This window comes from Mesorhizobium sp. M1328, assembly GCF_040318075.1.
GTDB lineage: Bacteria > Pseudomonadota > Alphaproteobacteria > Rhizobiales > Rhizobiaceae > Mesorhizobium.
On the sequence record NZ_JAMYLO010000004.1, the window covers coordinates 95,164 to 113,675 of the forward strand.

General features: G+C 62.1%; 14 protein-coding genes. 10 read left to right on the forward strand and 4 right to left on the reverse strand.

Annotated elements, in window-relative coordinates; genetic code table 11:
- Window positions 1-2 precede the first annotated feature (2 nt).
- On the forward strand, window positions 3-1,670 hold the full coding sequence (locus NKH23_RS11800) for an ABC transporter ATP-binding protein (RefSeq protein ID WP_352977359.1): 1,668 nt from the start codon (window positions 3-5) through the stop codon (window positions 1,668-1,670).
- A 21-nt stretch (window positions 1,671-1,691) separates the two neighbouring features.
- On the forward strand, window positions 1,692-3,062 hold the full coding sequence (locus NKH23_RS11805; RefSeq protein WP_352977301.1) for an alpha-glucosidase/alpha-galactosidase: 1,371 nt from the start codon (window positions 1,692-1,694) through the stop codon (window positions 3,060-3,062).
- A gap of 26 nt (window positions 3,063-3,088) precedes the next feature.
- On the opposite strand, the gene NKH23_RS11810 is transcribed toward NKH23_RS11805, so the two are convergent.
- Window positions 3,089-4,291 carry an ROK family transcriptional regulator gene (locus NKH23_RS11810; protein WP_352977302.1) on the reverse strand — a complete coding sequence of 401 codons (1,203 nt, stop codon included), beginning with the start codon at window positions 4,289-4,291 and terminating at the stop codon, window positions 3,089-3,091.
- 251 nt (window positions 4,292-4,542) lie between these two features.
- Between NKH23_RS11810 and NKH23_RS11815 the strand changes: the two genes are divergently transcribed.
- The 7 genes from NKH23_RS11815 (at window position 4,543) to NKH23_RS11845 (ending at window position 13,470) form a co-directional block, all read left to right on the forward strand.
- Window positions 4,543-5,814 carry an ABC transporter substrate-binding protein gene (locus tag NKH23_RS11815; RefSeq protein WP_353025185.1) on the forward strand — a complete coding sequence of 424 codons (1,272 nt, stop codon included), beginning with the start codon at window positions 4,543-4,545 and terminating at the stop codon, window positions 5,812-5,814.
- Window positions 5,815-5,884: 70 nt separating this feature from the next.
- Window positions 5,885-6,769: a carbohydrate ABC transporter permease gene (locus NKH23_RS11820; protein WP_352977304.1), complete on the forward strand. Its 885-nt coding sequence runs from the start codon at window positions 5,885-5,887 to the stop codon at window positions 6,767-6,769.
- Window positions 6,769-7,620 carry a carbohydrate ABC transporter permease gene (locus NKH23_RS11825; RefSeq protein WP_352913810.1) on the forward strand — a complete coding sequence of 284 codons (852 nt, stop codon included), beginning with the start codon at window positions 6,769-6,771 and terminating at the stop codon, window positions 7,618-7,620. Before NKH23_RS11820 ends, NKH23_RS11825 begins: the two co-directional genes overlap by 1 nt.
- Window positions 7,621-7,681: 61 nt before the next feature.
- Window positions 7,682-8,821 (forward strand): ABC transporter ATP-binding protein, encoded by a 1,140-nt coding sequence (locus NKH23_RS11830; RefSeq protein WP_352977305.1) that lies wholly within the window; start codon window positions 7,682-7,684, stop codon window positions 8,819-8,821.
- An 18-nt stretch (window positions 8,822-8,839) separates the two neighbouring features.
- Complete coding sequence (locus tag NKH23_RS11835; protein ID WP_352977306.1) at window positions 8,840-10,981, forward strand: beta-galactosidase; 2,142 nt, start codon at window positions 8,840-8,842, stop codon at window positions 10,979-10,981.
- A gap of 223 nt (window positions 10,982-11,204) precedes the next feature.
- Window positions 11,205-12,446, forward strand: a complete 1,242-nt coding sequence (locus tag NKH23_RS11840) for an acyl-CoA dehydrogenase family protein (protein WP_352977360.1) — start codon at window positions 11,205-11,207, stop codon at window positions 12,444-12,446.
- A 7-nt stretch (window positions 12,447-12,453) separates the two neighbouring features.
- Window positions 12,454-13,470 carry a phosphotransferase family protein gene (locus NKH23_RS11845; protein WP_352977307.1) on the forward strand — a complete coding sequence of 339 codons (1,017 nt, stop codon included), beginning with the start codon at window positions 12,454-12,456 and terminating at the stop codon, window positions 13,468-13,470.
- A gap of 44 nt (window positions 13,471-13,514) precedes the next feature.
- On the opposite strand, the gene ftsZ is transcribed toward NKH23_RS11845, so the two are convergent.
- Together ftsZ and NKH23_RS11855 are read right to left on the reverse strand one after the other, a co-directional pair.
- Window positions 13,515-14,522, reverse strand: a complete 1,008-nt coding sequence (gene ftsZ, locus NKH23_RS11850) for a cell division protein FtsZ (RefSeq protein WP_352977308.1) — start codon at window positions 14,520-14,522, stop codon at window positions 13,515-13,517.
- Between the two features lie 220 nt (window positions 14,523-14,742).
- Window positions 14,743-15,861: an NAD(P)/FAD-dependent oxidoreductase gene (locus NKH23_RS11855; RefSeq protein WP_352977309.1), complete on the reverse strand. Its 1,119-nt coding sequence runs from the start codon at window positions 15,859-15,861 to the stop codon at window positions 14,743-14,745.
- A 167-nt stretch (window positions 15,862-16,028) separates the two neighbouring features.
- On the opposite strand from NKH23_RS11855, the gene NKH23_RS11860 reads away from it, so the two are divergent.
- Window positions 16,029-17,405, forward strand: a complete 1,377-nt coding sequence (locus NKH23_RS11860; RefSeq protein WP_352913816.1) for an aspartate aminotransferase family protein — start codon at window positions 16,029-16,031, stop codon at window positions 17,403-17,405.
- 5 nt (window positions 17,406-17,410) lie between these two features.
- Here NKH23_RS11860 and NKH23_RS11865 read toward each other — a convergent pair whose 3' ends face one another.
- Window positions 17,411-18,511, reverse strand: coding sequence for an alcohol dehydrogenase family protein (locus tag NKH23_RS11865; RefSeq protein WP_352913818.1), 1,101 nt, complete (start codon window positions 18,509-18,511; stop codon window positions 17,411-17,413).
- Window position 18,512: the final 1 nt, after the last annotated feature.

Consider the following 18,512-nt stretch of genomic DNA (forward strand, 5'->3'; position numbering starts at 1 on the left):
TGATGCAACACGCGCTCGTCAAATCCTTCGCACCGCCTGTCCGGCTCGACCATGACGGCCGTTCGGAAAACCCGGTCATCGATGCCCGCAACATCGCCGTCGATTTCAAGGTCGAACACGGCATGGTCGAAGCCGTCAAGGACATCTCGTTCCAGCTCTATCGCGGCGAGACGATCGCCATTGTCGGCGAGTCCGGATCGGGCAAGTCGGTGACGGCGCGCACCGTCATGGGGCTGTTGTCGAAGCGCGCGGTGGTGTCGCCGAAATCGACCGTCGAATACAACGGCGCGAACATCCTGAAATTTTCCGAGCGTGCCCGGCGCAAACTGCGCGGCGACCGCATCTCGATGATCTTCCAGGAGCCGATGAGTTCGCTCAACCCGATCTACACGATCGGCAGCCAGATCGTCGAGGCGATACGGGTGCATCGCAAGATGAGCCGCAGGCAGGCCGAAGCAAGAGCGCTCGAGCTGCTGCAGCAGGTGCAGATTCCTGAACCCCAGGCGCGGCTGAAGCAATACCCGCACCAGCTTTCCGGCGGCCAACGCCAGCGTGTGATGATCGCCATGGCACTGGCCAACGATCCGGATGTGCTGATCGCCGATGAGCCGACGACGGCGCTCGACGTCACGGTTCAGGCGCAGATCCTCAATCTCATCCGAAACCTGCAGAAGAAACTGCGCATGGCGGTGATCCTGATCACGCACGACCTGACGGTGGTGCGGCAGTTCTCCGACTATGTCTACGTCATGCAGCATGGGGAGATGCGCGAGCACAATGTGACGGAGAAGCTGTTTGCCAATCCGCAGCATCCCTACACCTGTCACCTGCTTGCCTCCGAGCCGCGCGGCCAGGCAAATCCGTTGCCGGAAGGCGCCGACGTCATTCTTGAAGCCAAGGATGTGCGCGTCTCCTTCATGCTGCGGCATGGCACGTTCATGAGGCCGGACCTGCGCGAACTCGTCGCCGTCGACAGCCTCAGCCTGACACTTCGGCGGCACGAGACGCTGGGTCTCGTCGGCGAATCCGGATCGGGCAAAACCACCTTCGGCGAGGCGTTGCTCAGGCTCAACACCACGGACAGCGGCGAGATCTATTTCGATGGCCAGCCGATCCATGGCTGTTCGCGGGGGCAGATGCGGCCGTTGCGGTCGCGCATGCAGGTCGTCTTCCAGGATCCGTTCTCGTCGCTCAACCCGCGCATGACGATCGGCCAGATCATCGAGGAAGGGCTGGTCGTCAACCGCATCGGCACCACCAGGAACGATCGGATCGAGCGGGTGCGCGAGGCGCTGATCAGCGCCGGCATGCCCGGCGATATCCTGTCGCGCTTCCCGCACGAGTTTTCCGGCGGCCAGCGCCAGCGTATTGCGATTGCCCGCGCCGTCGCGCTCGAACCCGAATTCATCGTGCTCGACGAGCCGACATCGGCGCTGGATCTCTCGGTCCAGGCGCAGATCATCGAACTGCTGCGCAAGCTGCAGCGCGAACGGGGCCTGAGCTACATCTTCATCTCGCACGACCTCAAGGTCGTGCGGGCGCTGTGCCATCGCGTCATCGTCATGCAGCACGGCCGGATCGTCGAAGAGGGGCCGGTCGACGAAGTCCTGTCCCATCCCAAAACCGCTTACACCGAACGGCTGGTCAAAGCCGCTTTCGAGGTAGCCTGATTGCTTATGCCGGAGGTCGTTGTGGCAAGAAATCCCAAGGTCGCTTTCATCGGAGCTGGCTCGACGGTGTTCATGAGGAACATCGTCGGCGACATATTGCAGCGTCCGGCTTTATCCGGCGCGACGATCGCGCTGATGGACATCAATCCGCAACGGCTCGAGGAAAGCGCAATCGTCGTCGGCAAGCTGATCTCGACGCTTGGCGTAAAGGCCAAAGCCGAAACCTACTCGGACCAGCGCAAGGCGCTGGCGGGCGCCGATTTCGTCGTCGTCGCCTTCCAGATCGGCGGCTACGAGCCCTGCACGGTAACTGATTTCGAAGTTCCGAAGAAATACGGGCTGCGCCAGACCATCGCCGATACGCTCGGTGTCGGCGGCATCATGCGAGGCTTGAGAACCGTGCCGCATCTCTGGAAGATCTGCGAGGACATGCGCGCCATCTGCCCGCAGGCGATCATGCTGCAATATGTCAACCCGATGGCGATCAACACCTGGGCGATCGCGGAAAAATACCCGGACATCAAGCAGGTCGGCCTTTGCCATTCGGTGCAAGGCACGGCGATGGAGCTGGCGCATGACCTCGACATTCCCTACGAGGAAATTCGCTACCGCTCGGCCGGCATCAATCACATGGCCTTCTACCTGAAGTTCGAGCATCGCCAGCCGGACGGCTCCTACCGCAACCTCTATCCGGATCTGCTGCGCGCCTACAGCGAAGGGCGGGCGCCGAAGCCGGGGTGGAACCCGCGCTGCCCGAACAGAGTGCGCTACGAGATGCTGAAGCGCCTCGGTTACTTCGTCACCGAGAGCTCCGAACATTTCGCGGAATACACGCCCTATTTCATCAAGGACGGGCGCGAAGATCTGATCGAGAAATTCGGTATCCCGCTCGACGAATACCCGAAGCGCTGCATCGAGCAGATCGAACGCTGGAAGGGGCAAGCGGAAGCCTATCGCTCGGCTGACAAGATCGAAGTGGAGCAGTCGAAGGAATATGCGTCCTCGATCATGAACTCGGTCTGGACCGGCGAGCCGTCGGTGATCTACGGCAACGTCCGCAACAATGGCTGCATCACGTCATTGCCATATAATTGCGCCGCCGAGGTGCCATGCCTCGTCGACGCCTCGGGCATTCAACCCACCTTCATCGGTGAGCTGCCTGTGCAGCTTACCGCGTTGATCCGCACCAATATCAACGTGCAGGAACTGACGGTCCAGGCGCTGATGACCGAGAACCGCGAGCACATCTATCACGCAGCGATGATGGACCCGCATACGGCGGCCGAGCTCGACCTCGACCAGATATGGTCGCTGGTCGATGATTTGCTGGTTGCGCATGGCGATTGGCTGCCGGCCTGGGCGCGCGGAGCGCGCAGCGTTCGGGCGGCCTGAGGCGCAGGGCTGTCTATTTCACTCGCCTATGCCGACCATAGGGCCGGCTTTGAAAGCGGAGCGGCGTTGCCGGCAGATGTTTCGAAATCAAAGAGCTTCTGCGTTACGAGAGCAGCCGCTCCCCTTGCCCAGGAATTGTCCTCCCAGTCCAGCAGCATTGGTGGTGCCGCGCGAAAGGTATTTTTCCCAAGGGTCAGCCGCATTGGGCCAAACAGCGCATCGCCAAACGACACGGCTTCACCGCCGACGACAATGACCTCCGGGTCGGTGATGTTGACAAGATTGGCGAGATGCCGGCCGATGCCATGTCCGGCTTCTTCGAGAATGGCGACGGCTCGCGGTTCGCGGTCTGCCAAGGCTGCCATAAGGCTGACTTTGCTATCCGCTTCGTCGTGCCCGGTGGCTTCGCGCCAGGTGCGCAGGATCGCCGGCTCGGCATAATAGGCCATCAAGCAGCCGCGTTTTCCGCACTCGCAAAGGCGGCCGTTCTCCTCATAAGAGCTGTGGCCGAACTTGCCGGCGGCACCGTTCGCGCCGCGATAGAGTTTGCCATCGAAGACGAGCGCGCAGCCGATTCCGACGCCGATCGCCAGCACAGCCATATTGCGGTGCTGGCGTCCCAGGCCGAAGAGTTGCTGGGCAATGGCATAGGCATTGGTGTCGTCCTCAAGCCACACGGGGACGTCTACCAGTTCGGCCAGCATCGGGCCAAGGGGAACGTTGTCCCAGTTATAGCGATTGCTGCGGATACACACAGCCTTCTGGTTGTCTATGACGCCAGGCATTGAAACGCCGATCCCGGCAAGCTTGGCAGCGGGCCGATCGACAATCGAAATCAGCTCCGGTACCGCCTTGGCCAAGGTCGCTATGATATGGTCGGGATCGCTGTCCGAGAGCTTGACGCGCAGAGAGCCCAGCGGATTGGTCGCAAGATCGGTGACCACGCATTCGACCGATCCGACCATCAGCTTGAAACCTATGGCAAGGCCGTTGGCATAGTTGATATCCACCGGGATAGGGCGGCGCCCAGCCGAGCCCACGACTGTCTTGCCTTCGATCAGCAGGCCCTCCTCGATGAGGCCGGCCACGACGAAGGTGACCGCTGCCGGACTGAGGCCGGTAACTGACGCTATGTCGGCCCGGCTGCGCGCTCCTTCCTGCCGCAAGAGATTGAGGATCAGTCTGCGGTTCATCGCCCGAGTCGTACTCGGGTCACCCTTGAGTTTCACGGATCCGCTTTCTTAATTTTGTAAATTAATTATTGCCTCTGGAGAAAACATATGCATAAGTTTGTCCGACTGTTCAACACCCGAACCGGGGTCAGCGAAATTAATCCGGTTAGCAATGTCACCGCGCTCTGAAGGGGCGGGCAAGCATATTCTCTTGCCCGGGAGGTGAGCTGCCGATCCGCGCCGTTGAAGAAGAACAACCGCGCCGGCCGGAGTGCCAGTAGAGAATTGACAACACGGGAGGAGTAACAATGACGTTCAAGTGGATTGGAAAGCCGTCTACGCGGCGCAATTTCCTGAAGGGAGCGGGCGGCATTTCCGCCGCAGCGCTCGCGGGCTTCCCGATGCCGGCACTCAGCCAGTCGAGCGAAGTCACCATCATTTCAGACGAAAACAATGCAGATGCCCTGCAGATTTTGCGGCGCATCGCGGCCGATTTCGAGAAGCAGTCAGGCACCAAAGTTGTAATCAACAACATGGATCACGAGGCCCACAAGACCGCGATCCGCAACTACCTTGTGGCCGGCGCGCCGGATATCTGCTTCTGGTTCTCCGGAAACCGCATGCGCGCTTTCGTCACCCGCGGCCTGTTCGACGACATTTCGGATCTGTTCGAGAAGCAGAAATATAAGGACGTGCTGGGTGCCACGACCGGTGCGGTCACGGTCGACGGCAAGCAGTATGGCCTGCCGACCGGCGGCACGATGTGGGGCATGTTCTATCGCAAGGACCTCTTTGCCGAGCACGGACTGACGGTACCGGCGACCTGGGACGAATTCCTGGCTTACGGCCAGAAATCCAAGGCTGCCGGCGTTATTCCGGTCAGCATCGGCACCAAGGAACTCTGGCCGGCGGCCGGATGGTTCGACCAGATGAACCTGCGGATCAACGGTCTCGACAAGCACTTTGCCTTGATGAACGGCAAGATGGCTTATACCGACCCGGCGCTGAAGGCTGTTTTCGACCACTGGGAAGACCTGATCAAGCAGGGTTTCTTCACGCCGGATCAGACGTCGTTCGGCTGGCAGGAGGCCGGCGCCTTCCTCGCCCAGAAGAAGGCCGGCATGATGAACCTCGGCGCCTTCGTGAAGGCTACTTTCCCTGAGCAGGATCTCGAGCAGCTGACATTCGCGCCTTTCCCGAAGATTGACGGCGCCCTCGACCGCTACGAAGAATTCTCGGTCAATTCGGTCCACATCCCGGCCAACGCCAAGAACAAGGCGGGTGCCCGCGAGTTCCTCGCCTTCTTCTATCAGCCGGAAAATTTCGGCCCTTATCTGGAACCTGGCGGCAACGTTCCGCCGCGCAACGACCTTCCGGCCAGCAAGGACCCGCTGGTCAACGCAGCTGTGGAAAGCCTCAAGACGGTGGCCGGCACGTCGCAATATTACGACCGTGACACCGATCCCGACATGGCCCAGGCGGGTCTGGTCGGCTTCCAGGAATTCATGGCCAAGCCGGAGCGCCGGGATGCCATTCTTCAGCGTCTCGAGGGAACCCGTCGCCGGATCTTCAAGGTCTAGCGCCTCCCAGCGGAGGGGAGCGGGGTCTTGCCCGCTCCCCGATGCGTTCCGGTGAATGAGGTCTCCCAAAATGACGAAGCTTTGGCGCCGCCATCGCTGGTGGCTGACACCGACACTTCTGATCCTGCCCGCCGCTTTGCTGTTTTCCGACGTCATTCTGGCCTCTGCGGTCGAGAGCCTATGGATCAGCCTGCACGAATGGGACGGCTTCAGCCCGATGGTCTGGATCGGCCTTGGCAACTACCGCGAATTGTTTGCCGATCCGCAGTTCTATGTTTCGCTGAAGAACAATCTGATCTGGCTGGTGATGTTCATGCTGGCGCCGCCGCTCGGCCTCGTCATCGCGCTGCTCGTCAACCAGAAAATCCGCGGCATGCGCCTGCTCAAATCGCTGTTCTTCATTCCGCTGGTGCTGGCTTCGGTTGCCGTCGGCGTTGTCTTCACCTGGGTCTATACGCCGGAATTCGGGCTTCTCGCCCTGGTCTTCCGCACCTTCGGCGCGACCGCCCCGGCAGTGCTGTCGGATGAAAACTTCGTCACTTTCGCCGTCGTGATCGCAGCTTTGTGGCCGCAGATCGCCTTCTGCATGGTGCTCTATCTCGCCGGCCTCAACAATCTCAGCGAGGACCTGATCGGCGCCGGGCGGGTCGACGGCGCCAGCGGCTGGAACATGCTGCGCCACATCGTATTGCCGCAGCTGACACAGGTCACCTTTATCGCCATCGCCGTCACCGTCGTCGGCGCACTGCGTTCCTTCGACATGGTCTCGGTGATGACCAGCGGCGGCCCCTTCGGTTCGTCCGAGGTGCTTGCCTATCAGATGTTCGAGCAGTCCATCTTTTCCTACCGCTTCGGCTATGGCGCGGCCATTGCTTCGGTGCTGTTCGTGATCATGGCGGTCTTCATCGCCTGGTACCTGACGCGGATGATCCGCGCCGATGAAAGGGGCGGCTGATGTTTCCTCGCCCGTTTCCCGAAACGGCTATTTGGCGGCGTCGCCTCTATGTCGTGCTGGTGACCGGCATCCTGATTGTCTGGCTGGCACCGCTCTTTGCCATCATTCTCACCTCGTTCCGCTCTACGCAGGATGTCATGGGCGGCAATCTGTGGGGCTGGCCGACGCAATTCGGCCTGGTCGACAACTACACGGCGGTCTTCACCCAGACGCCAATGGCCCGCTACTTCCTCAACAGCCTGACCATCACCATCCCCTCGGTGATGGGCGTTCTCATCTTGAGCACGCTCGCCGGGTTCGTGCTCGCCCGTTATCGGTTTCGCGGCAACATGCTCGTCTTCGCCCTGTTCGTCGGCGGAAACTTCCTGCCGCACCAGATCATGATGATCCCGGTGCGCGATCTCATGGTGCGGCTCAACCTCTACGACACGATGGCGGCCCTGATCATCTTCCACGTCGCCTTCCAGACCGGGTTTGCGACACTGTTCATGCGCAACTTCATCGCCGCCTTGCCGGGAGAACTGTTTCAGGCCGCCAGGGCCGAGGGCGCGACGCCGTTTCAGACATTGGTACATGTCGTGGTCCCATTGGTGCGGCCGGCTCTCGCGGCGCTGGCCATCCTGCTCTTCACCTTTATCTGGAACGATTATTTCTGGGCGGTCGTGCTCACCATCAGCGATACTGTCAAACCGGTCACCGCCGGCCTCGCCAATCTGCGCGGCGAATGGGTCTCGGCCTGGAACCTGATCTCGGCTGGCACCATCGTCGTGGCTTTGCCGCCGGTTGCCATGTTCTTCCTAATGCAGAAGCACTTCATCACCGGCCTCACCATGGGAGCGGTCAAGGGATGAGCGACCATGGCTTCAAGGCGTCGCCCACCCGATCCGAAACTGATTTCGCAAGCAGGGCTCCATGACCAGTCTTGAACTCCGGCAGATACAAAAGAATTATGGCAGCTACCATGCGCTGCGCGGCATCGATCTCAGCGTCGAACAGGGCGAGTTCATTGTCACCGTCGGGCCGTCCGGCTGTGGCAAGTCAACGCTGTTGAAGATCATCGCCGGGCTTGAAACCGTCTCGACCGGTAAGATTCTCATCAACGGCCGTGATGTCACCACCACCGAGCCGGGTGAGCGCGGCATTGCCATGGTCTTCCAGTCCTATGCGCTTTACCCGCATATGACGGTCGCCGAGAACATGGGTTTCGGCCTGCGCATGGCGCATCGCCCCAAGGCCGAGATCGACGCCGCCGTGCTGCGAGCCGCCAAGATCCTTCGCATTGCCGACCAGCTCGACAAGCGGCCGAAACAGCTTTCCGGCGGCCAGCGTCAGCGTGTGGCCATCGGCCGTGCGATAACCCGCTCGCCCGACGTGTTCCTGTTCGACGAACCATTGTCCAACCTCGACGCAGCTTTGCGCACGCAGATGCGCGTCGAGCTTTCCGATCTGCATGCCAGGCTCGGCGCCACCATGGTCTATGTCACGCACGACCAGACCGAGGCGATGACAATGGCAACCCGTATCGTCGTGCTCAATCGCGGCTCGGTCGAGCAGGTGGGCGCTCCGCTCGAACTCTATCGTAATCCGGCCAATCTCTTCGTCGCCGGCTTCCTCGGCGCACCCCGGATGAAATTTTTAGAAGTGACGGTCGCCGCTGTCTCCGGCGGCGCCGCCACGCTGTCGACCGCCGGTCTTTCTCCCTTGACTGTCGAATTGACGGAAGCTGCATCCGTGCAGGTCGGGGATAGGGTGACGATGGGGATCCGGCCGGAGAGCATCAGCTTGGCCGCGGAAGAGACGGCGAGTTTTGCCGGACGGGCACGGCTGGTCGAGCATCTCGGCCGCGAGACCATCCTCTATGCCGACGCCGGCCCGCTGCAATGCGTCAGTTCCGAAAGCGGCAGCGGCAACGTCACCGTCCAGATCGGCCATGCAAGTGCCGTCGCTGCGGATGCGACCGTCGGCTTCAAGGTCGAGCCGCGTGACGTCTATCTCTTTTCCTCTGTCGATGAGCGGACGATCAGTGCCCGCAAATCCACCATCACCGACTGATCTGCAGGAGTATCCTTCGTGAACAAGACTTCAAAAGGCCGCGCCCTGTCGGTCTGGCGCACGATCCAGACCGACCGCTTTCTGGTCGGCGCGCCGCACTACCCCGAACATGTGGACGAGAGTTACTGGGACAACGACGCCCGGCGCATGGCTGAGGCCGGCTTCAACGTCGCCCGCCTCGGCGAATTCGCCTGGCACATTTTCGAACCGCGTGAAGGCACCTTCGATTTCGATCTGTTCGACCGGGCAATCGAGGGCCTCGCGCGTCACGGCGTCAACACGATCTTGTGCACGCCGACCGCCACCCCGCCGCGCTGGCTGACGGCAAAACATCCGGAAATCCTGCGGCGTGATGGAAATGGCCGGTCGATGAGCCACGGCTCACGCCAGTATGCCGACACAAGCAGCCCGGTGTTTCGCGACTATAGCCGCAAGATCACCAAGGCGATGGCGGACCACTACCGCGACAACGCAAATGTCATTGGCTGGCAGACCGACAACGAGCTCAACACCAGCATGCCGGAATCCTATTCGCCGTCGGCATTGAAGGAATTCCAGGCTTATCTCCAGGAAACCTACCAGACGATAGATAGGCTGAATTTCGCCTGGGGTGGCGACTTCTGGGCGACGGCTTACAGCGATTTCAGCGAAATTGTCTTCCCGCTGGATTTTTCCCCGTCCTTTCCCGGTCCCGGTCACCTCCAGGACTACCACCGCTTTCTCGCCTTTTCGACAGCACGGTTCCAGCACGACCAGGTCGAGATCCTGAGAGAAGCGAACGCCAGTTGGTTCATCTTCCACAATCTCGGCGGATTGCGTGACATCGACTTTCGCGGCCAATTCTCCACCGATCTCGACTTCGTCGGCTACGACATCTATCCGTTCCTCTATGACGAGTTCTTTCGCCTAGGCAACCACGCCAAGATCCAGGCGCTGCATCTCGACATCTGCAGGGGATTTTCCGGCAACTACATAGTGCCGGAACAACAGTCGGGCTTTGGCGCCCAGCCGGGCTTCTGCACGCTGACGCCGGAGCCGGGCGAAATGCGACGCATGGCGATGTCGTCGGTTGCACGTGGCGCCGATGGTATCATGTTCTTCCGCTGGCGCCCCGCGCATTTCGGTGCGGAGATATACTGGATGGGCATCATCGACCACGATGATGTCGCTCGCCGCCGCTATGACGAAGCCAGGCAGTTCGCCACCGAGATGACGGCACTGAAAGACAAGATCCTCGGCACCTATGTGCGGATGGATGTCGGCATCGCCGGCTCGGACTTCGACAATCAGGAAGCCCACAAGACCTTCCCCATCGGCCTGCCAAGTCCGCAGGACGACGCAACCTTGCTGCATCAGTATTGCTATGACCGCGGCATCGCCTGCGGCTTCATCCATCCGGAAGACGATCTGTCGAAGCTCAAGGTGTTCTACGTGCCGCATTGGGTGATCTGGAAGGACAGCTGGACCGAGCGGCTGCAAGTCTTTGCCGAAAATGGCGGTACCGTCATCATCGGCGCGCGCACGGGAACCCGCGACGAAAACAACCACGTCATCCGCGAGACAGCGCCGGGCCGGTCGCTGTCGAAGTTGACCGGCGTTCGCGTCGAGGATTTCGGGCGGCTGGCGGCACCTGGGGCCAATGGCCTGTTCAATACCATGTCGCGCTCCGGCGGGCTCGTCATTCCTCCCGACAGACCGGCCGAATCCAGCCGCCGTATCCGTCGTTTCACCGTCGGAAACCACGAGTTCGATGCCGGTTATTTCTATGAGAGCCTCGCAGTCGAACCGGAAGTCGAAATTGTAGGGGTTTGGTCGAACCGCTACGCGGCAGGAACGCCTGCAATTACCTCCCGCGCCGTCGGCAAGGGCCGTGTGCTCTATGTCGGCACTTATCTAACCCCGGAGCTGACAGCTCAACTCGCTACGCGCACTTTCGTGGATGCGAATGTGGAGCCTCTGGTTCCGGATCTGCCGGACGGCGTCGAGGTCACGATGCGCGAGAATGACGAACGCCGGCTGTTGTTCGTGCAAAACATCAAAGACACGCCCGTTGCGGTAACCGGCATTCCCTCCGGCAGCAACCTGCTCGATAGCGAAGTGCCTGTCTCCGGAGTATTGACGCTGGACGGCTATGGCTGCGCTGTCATCGAATTGATCTGAGCATTGTCGCGGACGTTAGCCATACGAAACCTGAGTACTCTTTGATCCTGGAATTCGACCGGCATCGGCAGCACGCCGGCATCGATCCATATCGAACCGGCGCTTTGACGTGCGCAAGGAACGGCCGGCGCACTGCTGTTGCTCCCAGTCAACGACGGCAGTTACACTACCGGCGCGACCATCGGAGCCGATGGCGGCATCTCGTTTCATCCTTGTGAGCGCCATGAATTTCGACATTTCCGTCCACACCGAGGCCTTCCGCAGCCGGATCGCCGACTTCGTCGAGCGCGAAATCCTGTCGCTCGAGGCAGACAAGGCTTCCTATGACGGCCATGGCAATATCGCACTGCCGCTGCTCGAAACGCTGCGGGGCAAGGCGAAAGCAGCCGGCCTGTGGTGCCTGCAGCTGAAACCCGAGACCGGCGGGGCCGGCCTCTCGAAGGTGGATATGGCCGTCTGCTATGAAGAGATGAACCGCTCGATCTTCGGTCCAGTCGTGTTCAATTCCGCGGCCCCCGACGACGGCAACATGATGGTGCTGGAACGGCTGGGGACGCCGGAGCAGAAGCAAAGATGGCTGAAACCGATCGTCGAGGGCAAGGTGCGTTCGGCTTTCGCAATGACGGAACCGCATCCGGGCGGCGGCTCCGACCCGTCGATGATCATGACCAGAGCCGAACGGCGTGGCGACAGATATGTCGTCAAAGGCCGCAAATGGTTCATCACCGGGGCGCAAGAGGCGAGCCACTTCATTCTCATAGCGCGCACGTCGAACGATCCGCGTCACGGCCTTTCGGCCTTGCTGTTCCACAAGGACCAGCCGGGCTGGCGGATCCTGCGGCGCATCGAGATCATGGGACCGGAAGAGCATGGGGGCCATTGCGAGCTGGAATTCGACGGACTTGAAGTCCCGGTCGAGGATGTGCTTGCCGGCGAAGGCCGCGGCCTCATGGTTACCCAGGTCCGGCTCGGTCCGGCGCGGCTCACCCATTGCATGCGCTGGCTTGGCCTTGCCAAGCGCTGCATTGAAATCGCACGCGCCTATGCCGCCGAGCGTAGCGGTTTCGGGCAGCTTTTGGCCGACCGCGAGAGTATCCAGCTGATGCTCGGCGACCTTGCCATGCGCATCGAGATCGGGCGGCTGCTGGTGATGAAGGCGGCCTGGGAGCTCGATCGCGGTGGCTTTGCCCGCAAGGAGGTTTCCATGGCCAAGATCCAGGTCGCCAATGTGCTGCATGACGCCGCCGACGTGGCGATCCAGATCAACGGCGCCCGCGGCTATTCGAAAGACACTGTGCTCGAATGGATCTACCGCTATGCCCGCCAGGCTCGCCTGGTCGACGGCGCCGACGAGGTCCACAAGATGGTGCTCAATCGCTTCCTCAACGAGGAAGGTACAGGCTTCTGGCACTGGCATGTCGAAACCGGCATGCAAGACGAAACACGTCGCGGCGGGAACCGCTGAGCCGGCAATGAGGATGGATTTCGATCCAGCACGCCTGGAGGATTTTCTGAGAGCGCGTTTTGGCGATGGCCAAATGTCGCTTGAGCGGATCGTCGGCGGCCAATCCAATCCGACCTATTTCGTCGACTATGGCGGCCGCCGCATGGTGCTGCGCAAGAAACCCCCGGGACCGATCCTGCGCGGCGCTCATGCCGTCGATCGCGAGTACCGGGTGATCGCGGCGCTAGCGTCGACAAACGTGCCGGTGCCGCGGCCGCTGCTCTTTCACGACGGCGACGAGCCGCTCGGCACGCCGTTCTATCTGATGCAGCGGCTCGACGGCCGGGTGTTCCACGATGGCGCGTTGCCGGGACTGGCGCGGGACGAGCGGCGCGGCGTCTATTTCGGCATGGCCGAGGCGCTGGCGAAGCTGCACGCCGTCCGGCCGGAAGAGATCGGGCTCGGCGACTACGGCCGGCCAGGAAATTACTTCGAACGACAGATTGCGCGCTGGACCAGACAGTTGCGGGAATCGCCGAGCGACCGCATCGCCGCGCTCGAAGCCGTAGCCGAATGGCTGCCGCGACATCTTCCGCCAGACGACGGCCGCGTCTCGATCGCGCATGGCGACTTCCGTCTCGGCAATCTCATCTTCCATCCTGAGCGGCCCGAGGTGATCGGCATACTCGACTGGGAGTTATCGACGCTCGGCCATCCGCTTGCCGATCTCGGCTTTTGCTCGATGCCCTGGCATTCCTCATCAGACGAATATGGCGGCATCCTCGGCTTCGATCAGGCAGCCCTCGGGATTCCGACACAACGCGAATTCCTCGACCATTACTTCGCCCACGCCATGCCGACGGCGCCGCTGCGGCGGTTCCATCTGGTGTTTGCCATGTTCCGCTTTGCAGTGATCTTCGTCGGCATCGCCGACCGCGTGCTGGCCGGCAGCGCGGTTGCGGCCGATGCGGCGGATGTGGCACCGCTGGCCGGCCGTTTTGCTGCACGCGCCATGGAAGTCATCGACGGCGCGCGGCCCTGGTGACGCGAGGCTGGCAATCAGTTGAGCGAGCCGCACGCGATACGCGTTCAGTTCATGCGAACTTCCGGTTCGGCCAGCAGTGGAATGTCCAGGCCACGCCGCAGGCCGGTCGCCACGACCGATACCCTGAATTTTCCGGCGAGTGCCTTGTCGAAGATGGCGCCGACGATGATGTCGGCATCGTTGTCGACCTCCTCGCGGATGCGGGTAGCCGCTTCATCGACCTCGAACAGCGTCATGTCCATGCCGCCCGATATCGAGACAAGGACGCCCTTGGCGCCCATCATCGAAGCTTCGTCGAGCAGCGGGTTGGCGATTGCCGCTTCCGCCGCCTTCTTGGCGCGGCCTTCTCCGGCAGCCTCGCCTGTACCCATCATGGCGCGGCCCATGTCGCGCATCACCGACTTTACATCGGCGAAGTCGAGATTGATCAGGCCTTCCTTGACGATCAGATCGGTGATGCAGCCGACGCCCGCATAGAGAACCCGGTCGGCCATGGCGAACGCGTCGGCGAACGTGGTTCTGGCGTCGGCGATCCTGAACAGGTTCTGGTTGGGGATGACGATGACGGTATCGGCGCTTTCGCGCAGGCGCTCGATGCCCTCATCGGCAGCGTACATGCGGCGCCTGCCTTCGAAGACAAATGGCTTGGTAACGACGGCGACGGTCAGTATTCCGGCTGCCCGCGCTGCCTGCGCTATAACAGGCGCGGCACCGGTGCCGGTTCCGCCTCCCATACCGGCGGTCACGAAGCACATATGCGTTCCGGCAAGGTGATCCATGATCTCGTCGATGGATTCCACGGCCGCGGCACGGCCGACCTCGGGCAGGGACCCGGCGCCGAGACCTTCGGTGATATGAGCGCCCAACTGGATCAGCCTCGTTGCCTTCGACATGGCAAGGGCCTGGGCGTCGGTGTTGGCGACGATGAATTCCGCGCCCTGCAGGCCTTCGGCGATCATGTTGTTGACGGCGTTGCCGCCGCCGCCGCCGACCCCGACGACGGTGATCTTGGGCCTCATCTCCGAGATTACCGGCCTCGTCGCGGTGTTCATTGCCGTTCTCCCTGGATACGCCGAGTGGTCGCTGGAAGCTTGTCCCGGGCGCACTGCGAAAACTTTGAACCGGGCAGTGCGAATCAGGACAGCCCACCACGCAGGGAATCAGAGCGCGAAGCGGGCTGCAAGTGCGCGATGTGCCTCATGAGCGACTTGCGTCTGAAAGTTCTCGCAATGCGCCCTGATACAGTGCACATCGAGCGCGGGGCGCCGCACACTACAACTTCTGAGCGAGGCGCTGCGCGACATGGTCGGCAATCGCCAGGCAGGAGGTCAGGCCGGGGCTTTCGATGCCGAACAGGTTGACCAGGCTATCCACGCAGTGCACCGCCACGTCCTGGATGACGAAGTCGGCATTGGCCTCACCGGGACCGGACAGTTTTGGCCGGATGCCGCTGTAAGCGGGTTGCAGGCTGCCATCGGCCAGGTCCGGCCAGTATTTGCGGATCTCGCTGTAGAAGCGCTCGCCACGAGCTGGGTCGACGCGATAGTCGAGTTGATCGGTCCATTCGACGTCCGGCCCGAAGCGGGTGACGCCGTCGAGATCGAGCGTCAGATGAACACCGAGCCCGCCGGGTTCGGGCACTGGATAGACCAATCGCGAGAAGGGCGCCCGGCCGGCCACCGAAAAATAGTTGCCCTTGGCATAATGGAGCTTTGGCACGAATTGCTGATCGAGCCCTTCAAGCGAACCGGCAAGCGCTGCGGCGCCAAGCCCGGCGGCATTGACGAAGCGCGGAGTGGCGATCTCGAAGCGCTCGCCGCCGGTAGCGTCCACCGTCTCGAGCACGACGCGGCCCGCTTCGATGCGGCCGGAAGCGACGCGGGTGTTGAGGCTGAGTGCCGCCCCGTGCGCCTCGGCATCAGCCAGCAAGGCAAGCATCAGGGCATGGCTGTCGATGATACCGGTGGCGGGCGACAGCAACGCCGCCGTACACTTAAGGCCGGGCTCCAGCGCATGCGCCTCGGCTTCGCTCAAGGGCACCAGGTCGCCGGCGCCGCAAGCGCGTGCATTGGCCCGGATTGAGGCGAGCACCGGCTCCTGTTCGGCATTCGTGGCGACGATGAGCTTGCCGCAGCGCGCGTGTGGGATCGCCCGCTCCTCGCAATAGCGATAGAGTCTTTCCCGGCCCGCCACGCAGAGCCGGGCCTTCACCGATCCAACCGGATAGTGGAGGCCGGCATGGATGACCTCGGAATTGCGCGAACTTGTCCCGGTGCCGATAGCGCTCTCGGCTTCCAGGACCAGCGTATCGATGCCGCGCTGCGCCATCTCTCGCGCGATCGCCAGGCCAACAACGCCGGCGCCGGCGACAATGCAGTCGACATGGTCCACGGTCAGGTCAAGCCGAAGTTCTGCATGCGTCCATCCATCCGCTGGCCCTGTCGAAAGCGCTTGACACTATACCGTTCGAGAAAGATGCATCAAACGGCATAATGCGCGGGGACCTGCCGAGCCGGACCGGCGGCAGGACTGTTTCCGCGTGCAGCACAGGAGCCATCATGGACGCACGACCGAATTCTCCCGAAGCCCGCGACATAAGCTTTCACATGCATGGCTATACGAATGCGCGCAAGCATCAGGAGTCGGGGCCGCTCGTCATCGAGAAGGGCGACGGCATCTATGTCGAGGACCTTGCCGGCAACCGCTATATCGAGGCGATGGCCGGGCTTTGGAGCGTCGCGGTCGGTTTTTCGGAGAAGCGGCTGGTCGATGCGGCGGTACGGCAAATGTCGAAGCTGCCTTACTATCACGATTTCGGCTCCAAATCGCATTCGCCGCTGATCGATCTCGCCGAGAGACTGGTGCAGATGGCGCCGGTGCCGATGAGCAAGGCGTATTTCACCAATTCCGGCTCCGAGGCCAACGATACGGCCATGAAGATGATCTGGTACCGATCGAATGCGCTCGGCCAGCCGGCACGCAAGAAGATCATCAGCCGCAAGAAGGGTTATCACGGCGTCACCATCGCCTCGGCGAGCCTGACCGGACTGCCCAACAACCACATTTCGTTCGATCTGCCGATCGCCAATGTACTGCACACCTCGACGCCACACCATTGGCGCGAGGCGCTGCCGGGTGAACACGAAGAGCAGTTTTCGACACGGCTCGCCGACGAGCTGGAAAAGCTGATCCTCGCCGAAGGACCGGAAACGATCGCCGCCTTCTTCGGCGAACCGATCATGGGTGCCGGCGGCGTCATCGTTCCGCCGGCCGGCTACTGGGAGAAGATACAGGCGGTGCTGTCGAGATACGACATCCTGCTCGTCGCCGACGAGGTGATCTGCGGCTTCGGCAGAACAGGCGAGATGTTCGGCTCGCAGATCTTCGGCATCAGGCCCGACATCATGGTGCTGTCGAAACAGATCTCTTCGTCCTATTTGCCGATCTCGGCCTTGCTGATCAACGACAAGGTATTCGCGCCGATCGCCGACGAAAGCAATCGTATCGGCACGTTCGGCCACGGCTTCACCGGCGGCGGCCATCCCGTTGCAGCTGCGGTCGCGATCGAGAACCTGAAGCTGATCGAGGAGCGCGACCTTGTCGGCAATGCGCGTGCGGTCGGCGCGCATATGCAGAAGCGGCTGCGCACGCTCGCTTCGCATCCGCTTGTCGGCGAGGTGCGCGGCATCGGCCTGATCGCAGCGGTCGAGCTGGTCGGCGACAAGGCGAACAGGGCGCCGTGGGGCACGGTTGGTGCCTTGGGCGGGCTCGTCAACGGCTTCATGCAACAGAACGGCGTCATCTCGCGCAATATGGGCGATGCGCTGGCTTTCTGCCCGCCGCTGATCATCACCGAGCCGCAGGTCGACCAGGTGATCGACGCGTTTGAACGGTCGCTCGAGGCTGCCGCCAAGCAGGTCCGATCGCAGAGCTGATCGCGCTATTTAGCGACGCCGACCGCATCCGGCACGACCACCAGCTTGCCGACGAAATCCTTGGCGATGAAATCCGCCTGGGCGCGGTGGAAATCGGATAGCTTGTAGACGCCGCCGACCAGCGGCCGGATCTTCTTCTCCTCGATGTAGCGGACGATGCGGCGGAAATCGTGTCGCGTGCCCTGGCTGGAGCCATGCAATTGCAGCTGCTTCAGATACATGGTGCGCAGATCGAGCTGCACGACCGGCCCGGCAATCGCGCCGGCGGTGGTGTAGCGGCCTTCGGGCCTGAGGATGCGCAAGAGGTCATTGAAGATCGCGCCGCCGACGAGGTCGGCAACCACGTCGATCGGCTGGCCGCCAGTCGCCTCGTTTACCGCAGCCGGCAGGTCAGCCACGCCACGGGTGATAACCGCTTCGGCGCCGACGTCGAGCACCGCCTGTTCCTTGCCCTTGCCGACGACGGCATAGGGGATGGCTCCGCGCGCCCGCGCCAACTGCACGATGCCGGAGCCGACGCCGCCCGACGCGCCGGTGACCAGCACGCGCTCGCCGGCCTTCAATGCGGCGCGTTCCAACATCTGCTCGCCGGTGAGATAGGCGCAGCAGAATGTGGCAAGTTCGACGTCGGTCAGGTCGGTGTCGACGATACGGGCGTTCTCGGCAGGCACTGTCTGGTATTCGGCATAGCCGCCGTCGCGGCCATGGCCCATATAGTCGATGTCGGCCAATGAATCGTCGTCACGATTATAGATGGAGAAATCGACCATCACCCGCTCGCCGATGCGGGCCGGCGACACGCCGTCGCCGACGGCAACGATGTTGCCGACCGTGTCGGTGCCCTGGATGCGCGGGAAGGTCAGCGTGTTGCCTTGGCGGCGCCAGGTCGACACGGCCGCGGCATCCTCCTCAGTGCCATAGGCGCCCTGGCGCACCCAGACATCGGTGTTGTTCATGCCGCAAGCGGTGACCTTGACCAGCACCTCGCCCAGAGCGGGCGAAGGTACTTTGACGTCGGTGCGGTAGACGAGCTTTTCCGGTCCGCCGTGACCGATCAACTGCACGGCGGCCATGGTGGCGGGGATGGTCTTGGTCATGGCATTCATG

Excerpts from the sequence above, each read along its gene's own strand:
- NKH23_RS11800 (WP_352977359.1), top strand. The coding sequence starts at position 3 with ATGCAACACGCGCTCGTCAAATCCTTCGCACCGCCTGTCCGGCTCGAC.
- NKH23_RS11815 (WP_353025185.1), top strand. The coding sequence starts at position 4,543 with ATGACGTTCAAGTGGATTGGAAAGCCGTCTACGCGGCGCAATTTCCTG.
- NKH23_RS11820 (WP_352977304.1), top strand. The coding sequence starts at position 5,885 with ATGACGAAGCTTTGGCGCCGCCATCGCTGGTGGCTGACACCGACACTT.
- NKH23_RS11825 (WP_352913810.1), top strand. The coding sequence starts at position 6,769 with ATGTTTCCTCGCCCGTTTCCCGAAACGGCTATTTGGCGGCGTCGCCTC.
- NKH23_RS11830 (WP_352977305.1), top strand. The coding sequence starts at position 7,682 with ATGACCAGTCTTGAACTCCGGCAGATACAAAAGAATTATGGCAGCTAC.
- NKH23_RS11840 (WP_352977360.1), top strand. The coding sequence starts at position 11,205 with ATGAATTTCGACATTTCCGTCCACACCGAGGCCTTCCGCAGCCGGATC.
- NKH23_RS11845 (WP_352977307.1), top strand. The coding sequence starts at position 12,454 with ATGAGGATGGATTTCGATCCAGCACGCCTGGAGGATTTTCTGAGAGCG.
- ftsZ (WP_352977308.1), bottom strand. The coding sequence starts at position 14,522 with ATGAACACCGCGACGAGGCCGGTAATCTCGGAGATGAGGCCCAAGATC.
- NKH23_RS11860 (WP_352913816.1), top strand. The coding sequence starts at position 16,029 with ATGGACGCACGACCGAATTCTCCCGAAGCCCGCGACATAAGCTTTCAC.
- NKH23_RS11865 (WP_352913818.1), bottom strand. The coding sequence starts at position 18,511 with ATGAATGCCATGACCAAGACCATCCCCGCCACCATGGCCGCCGTGCAG.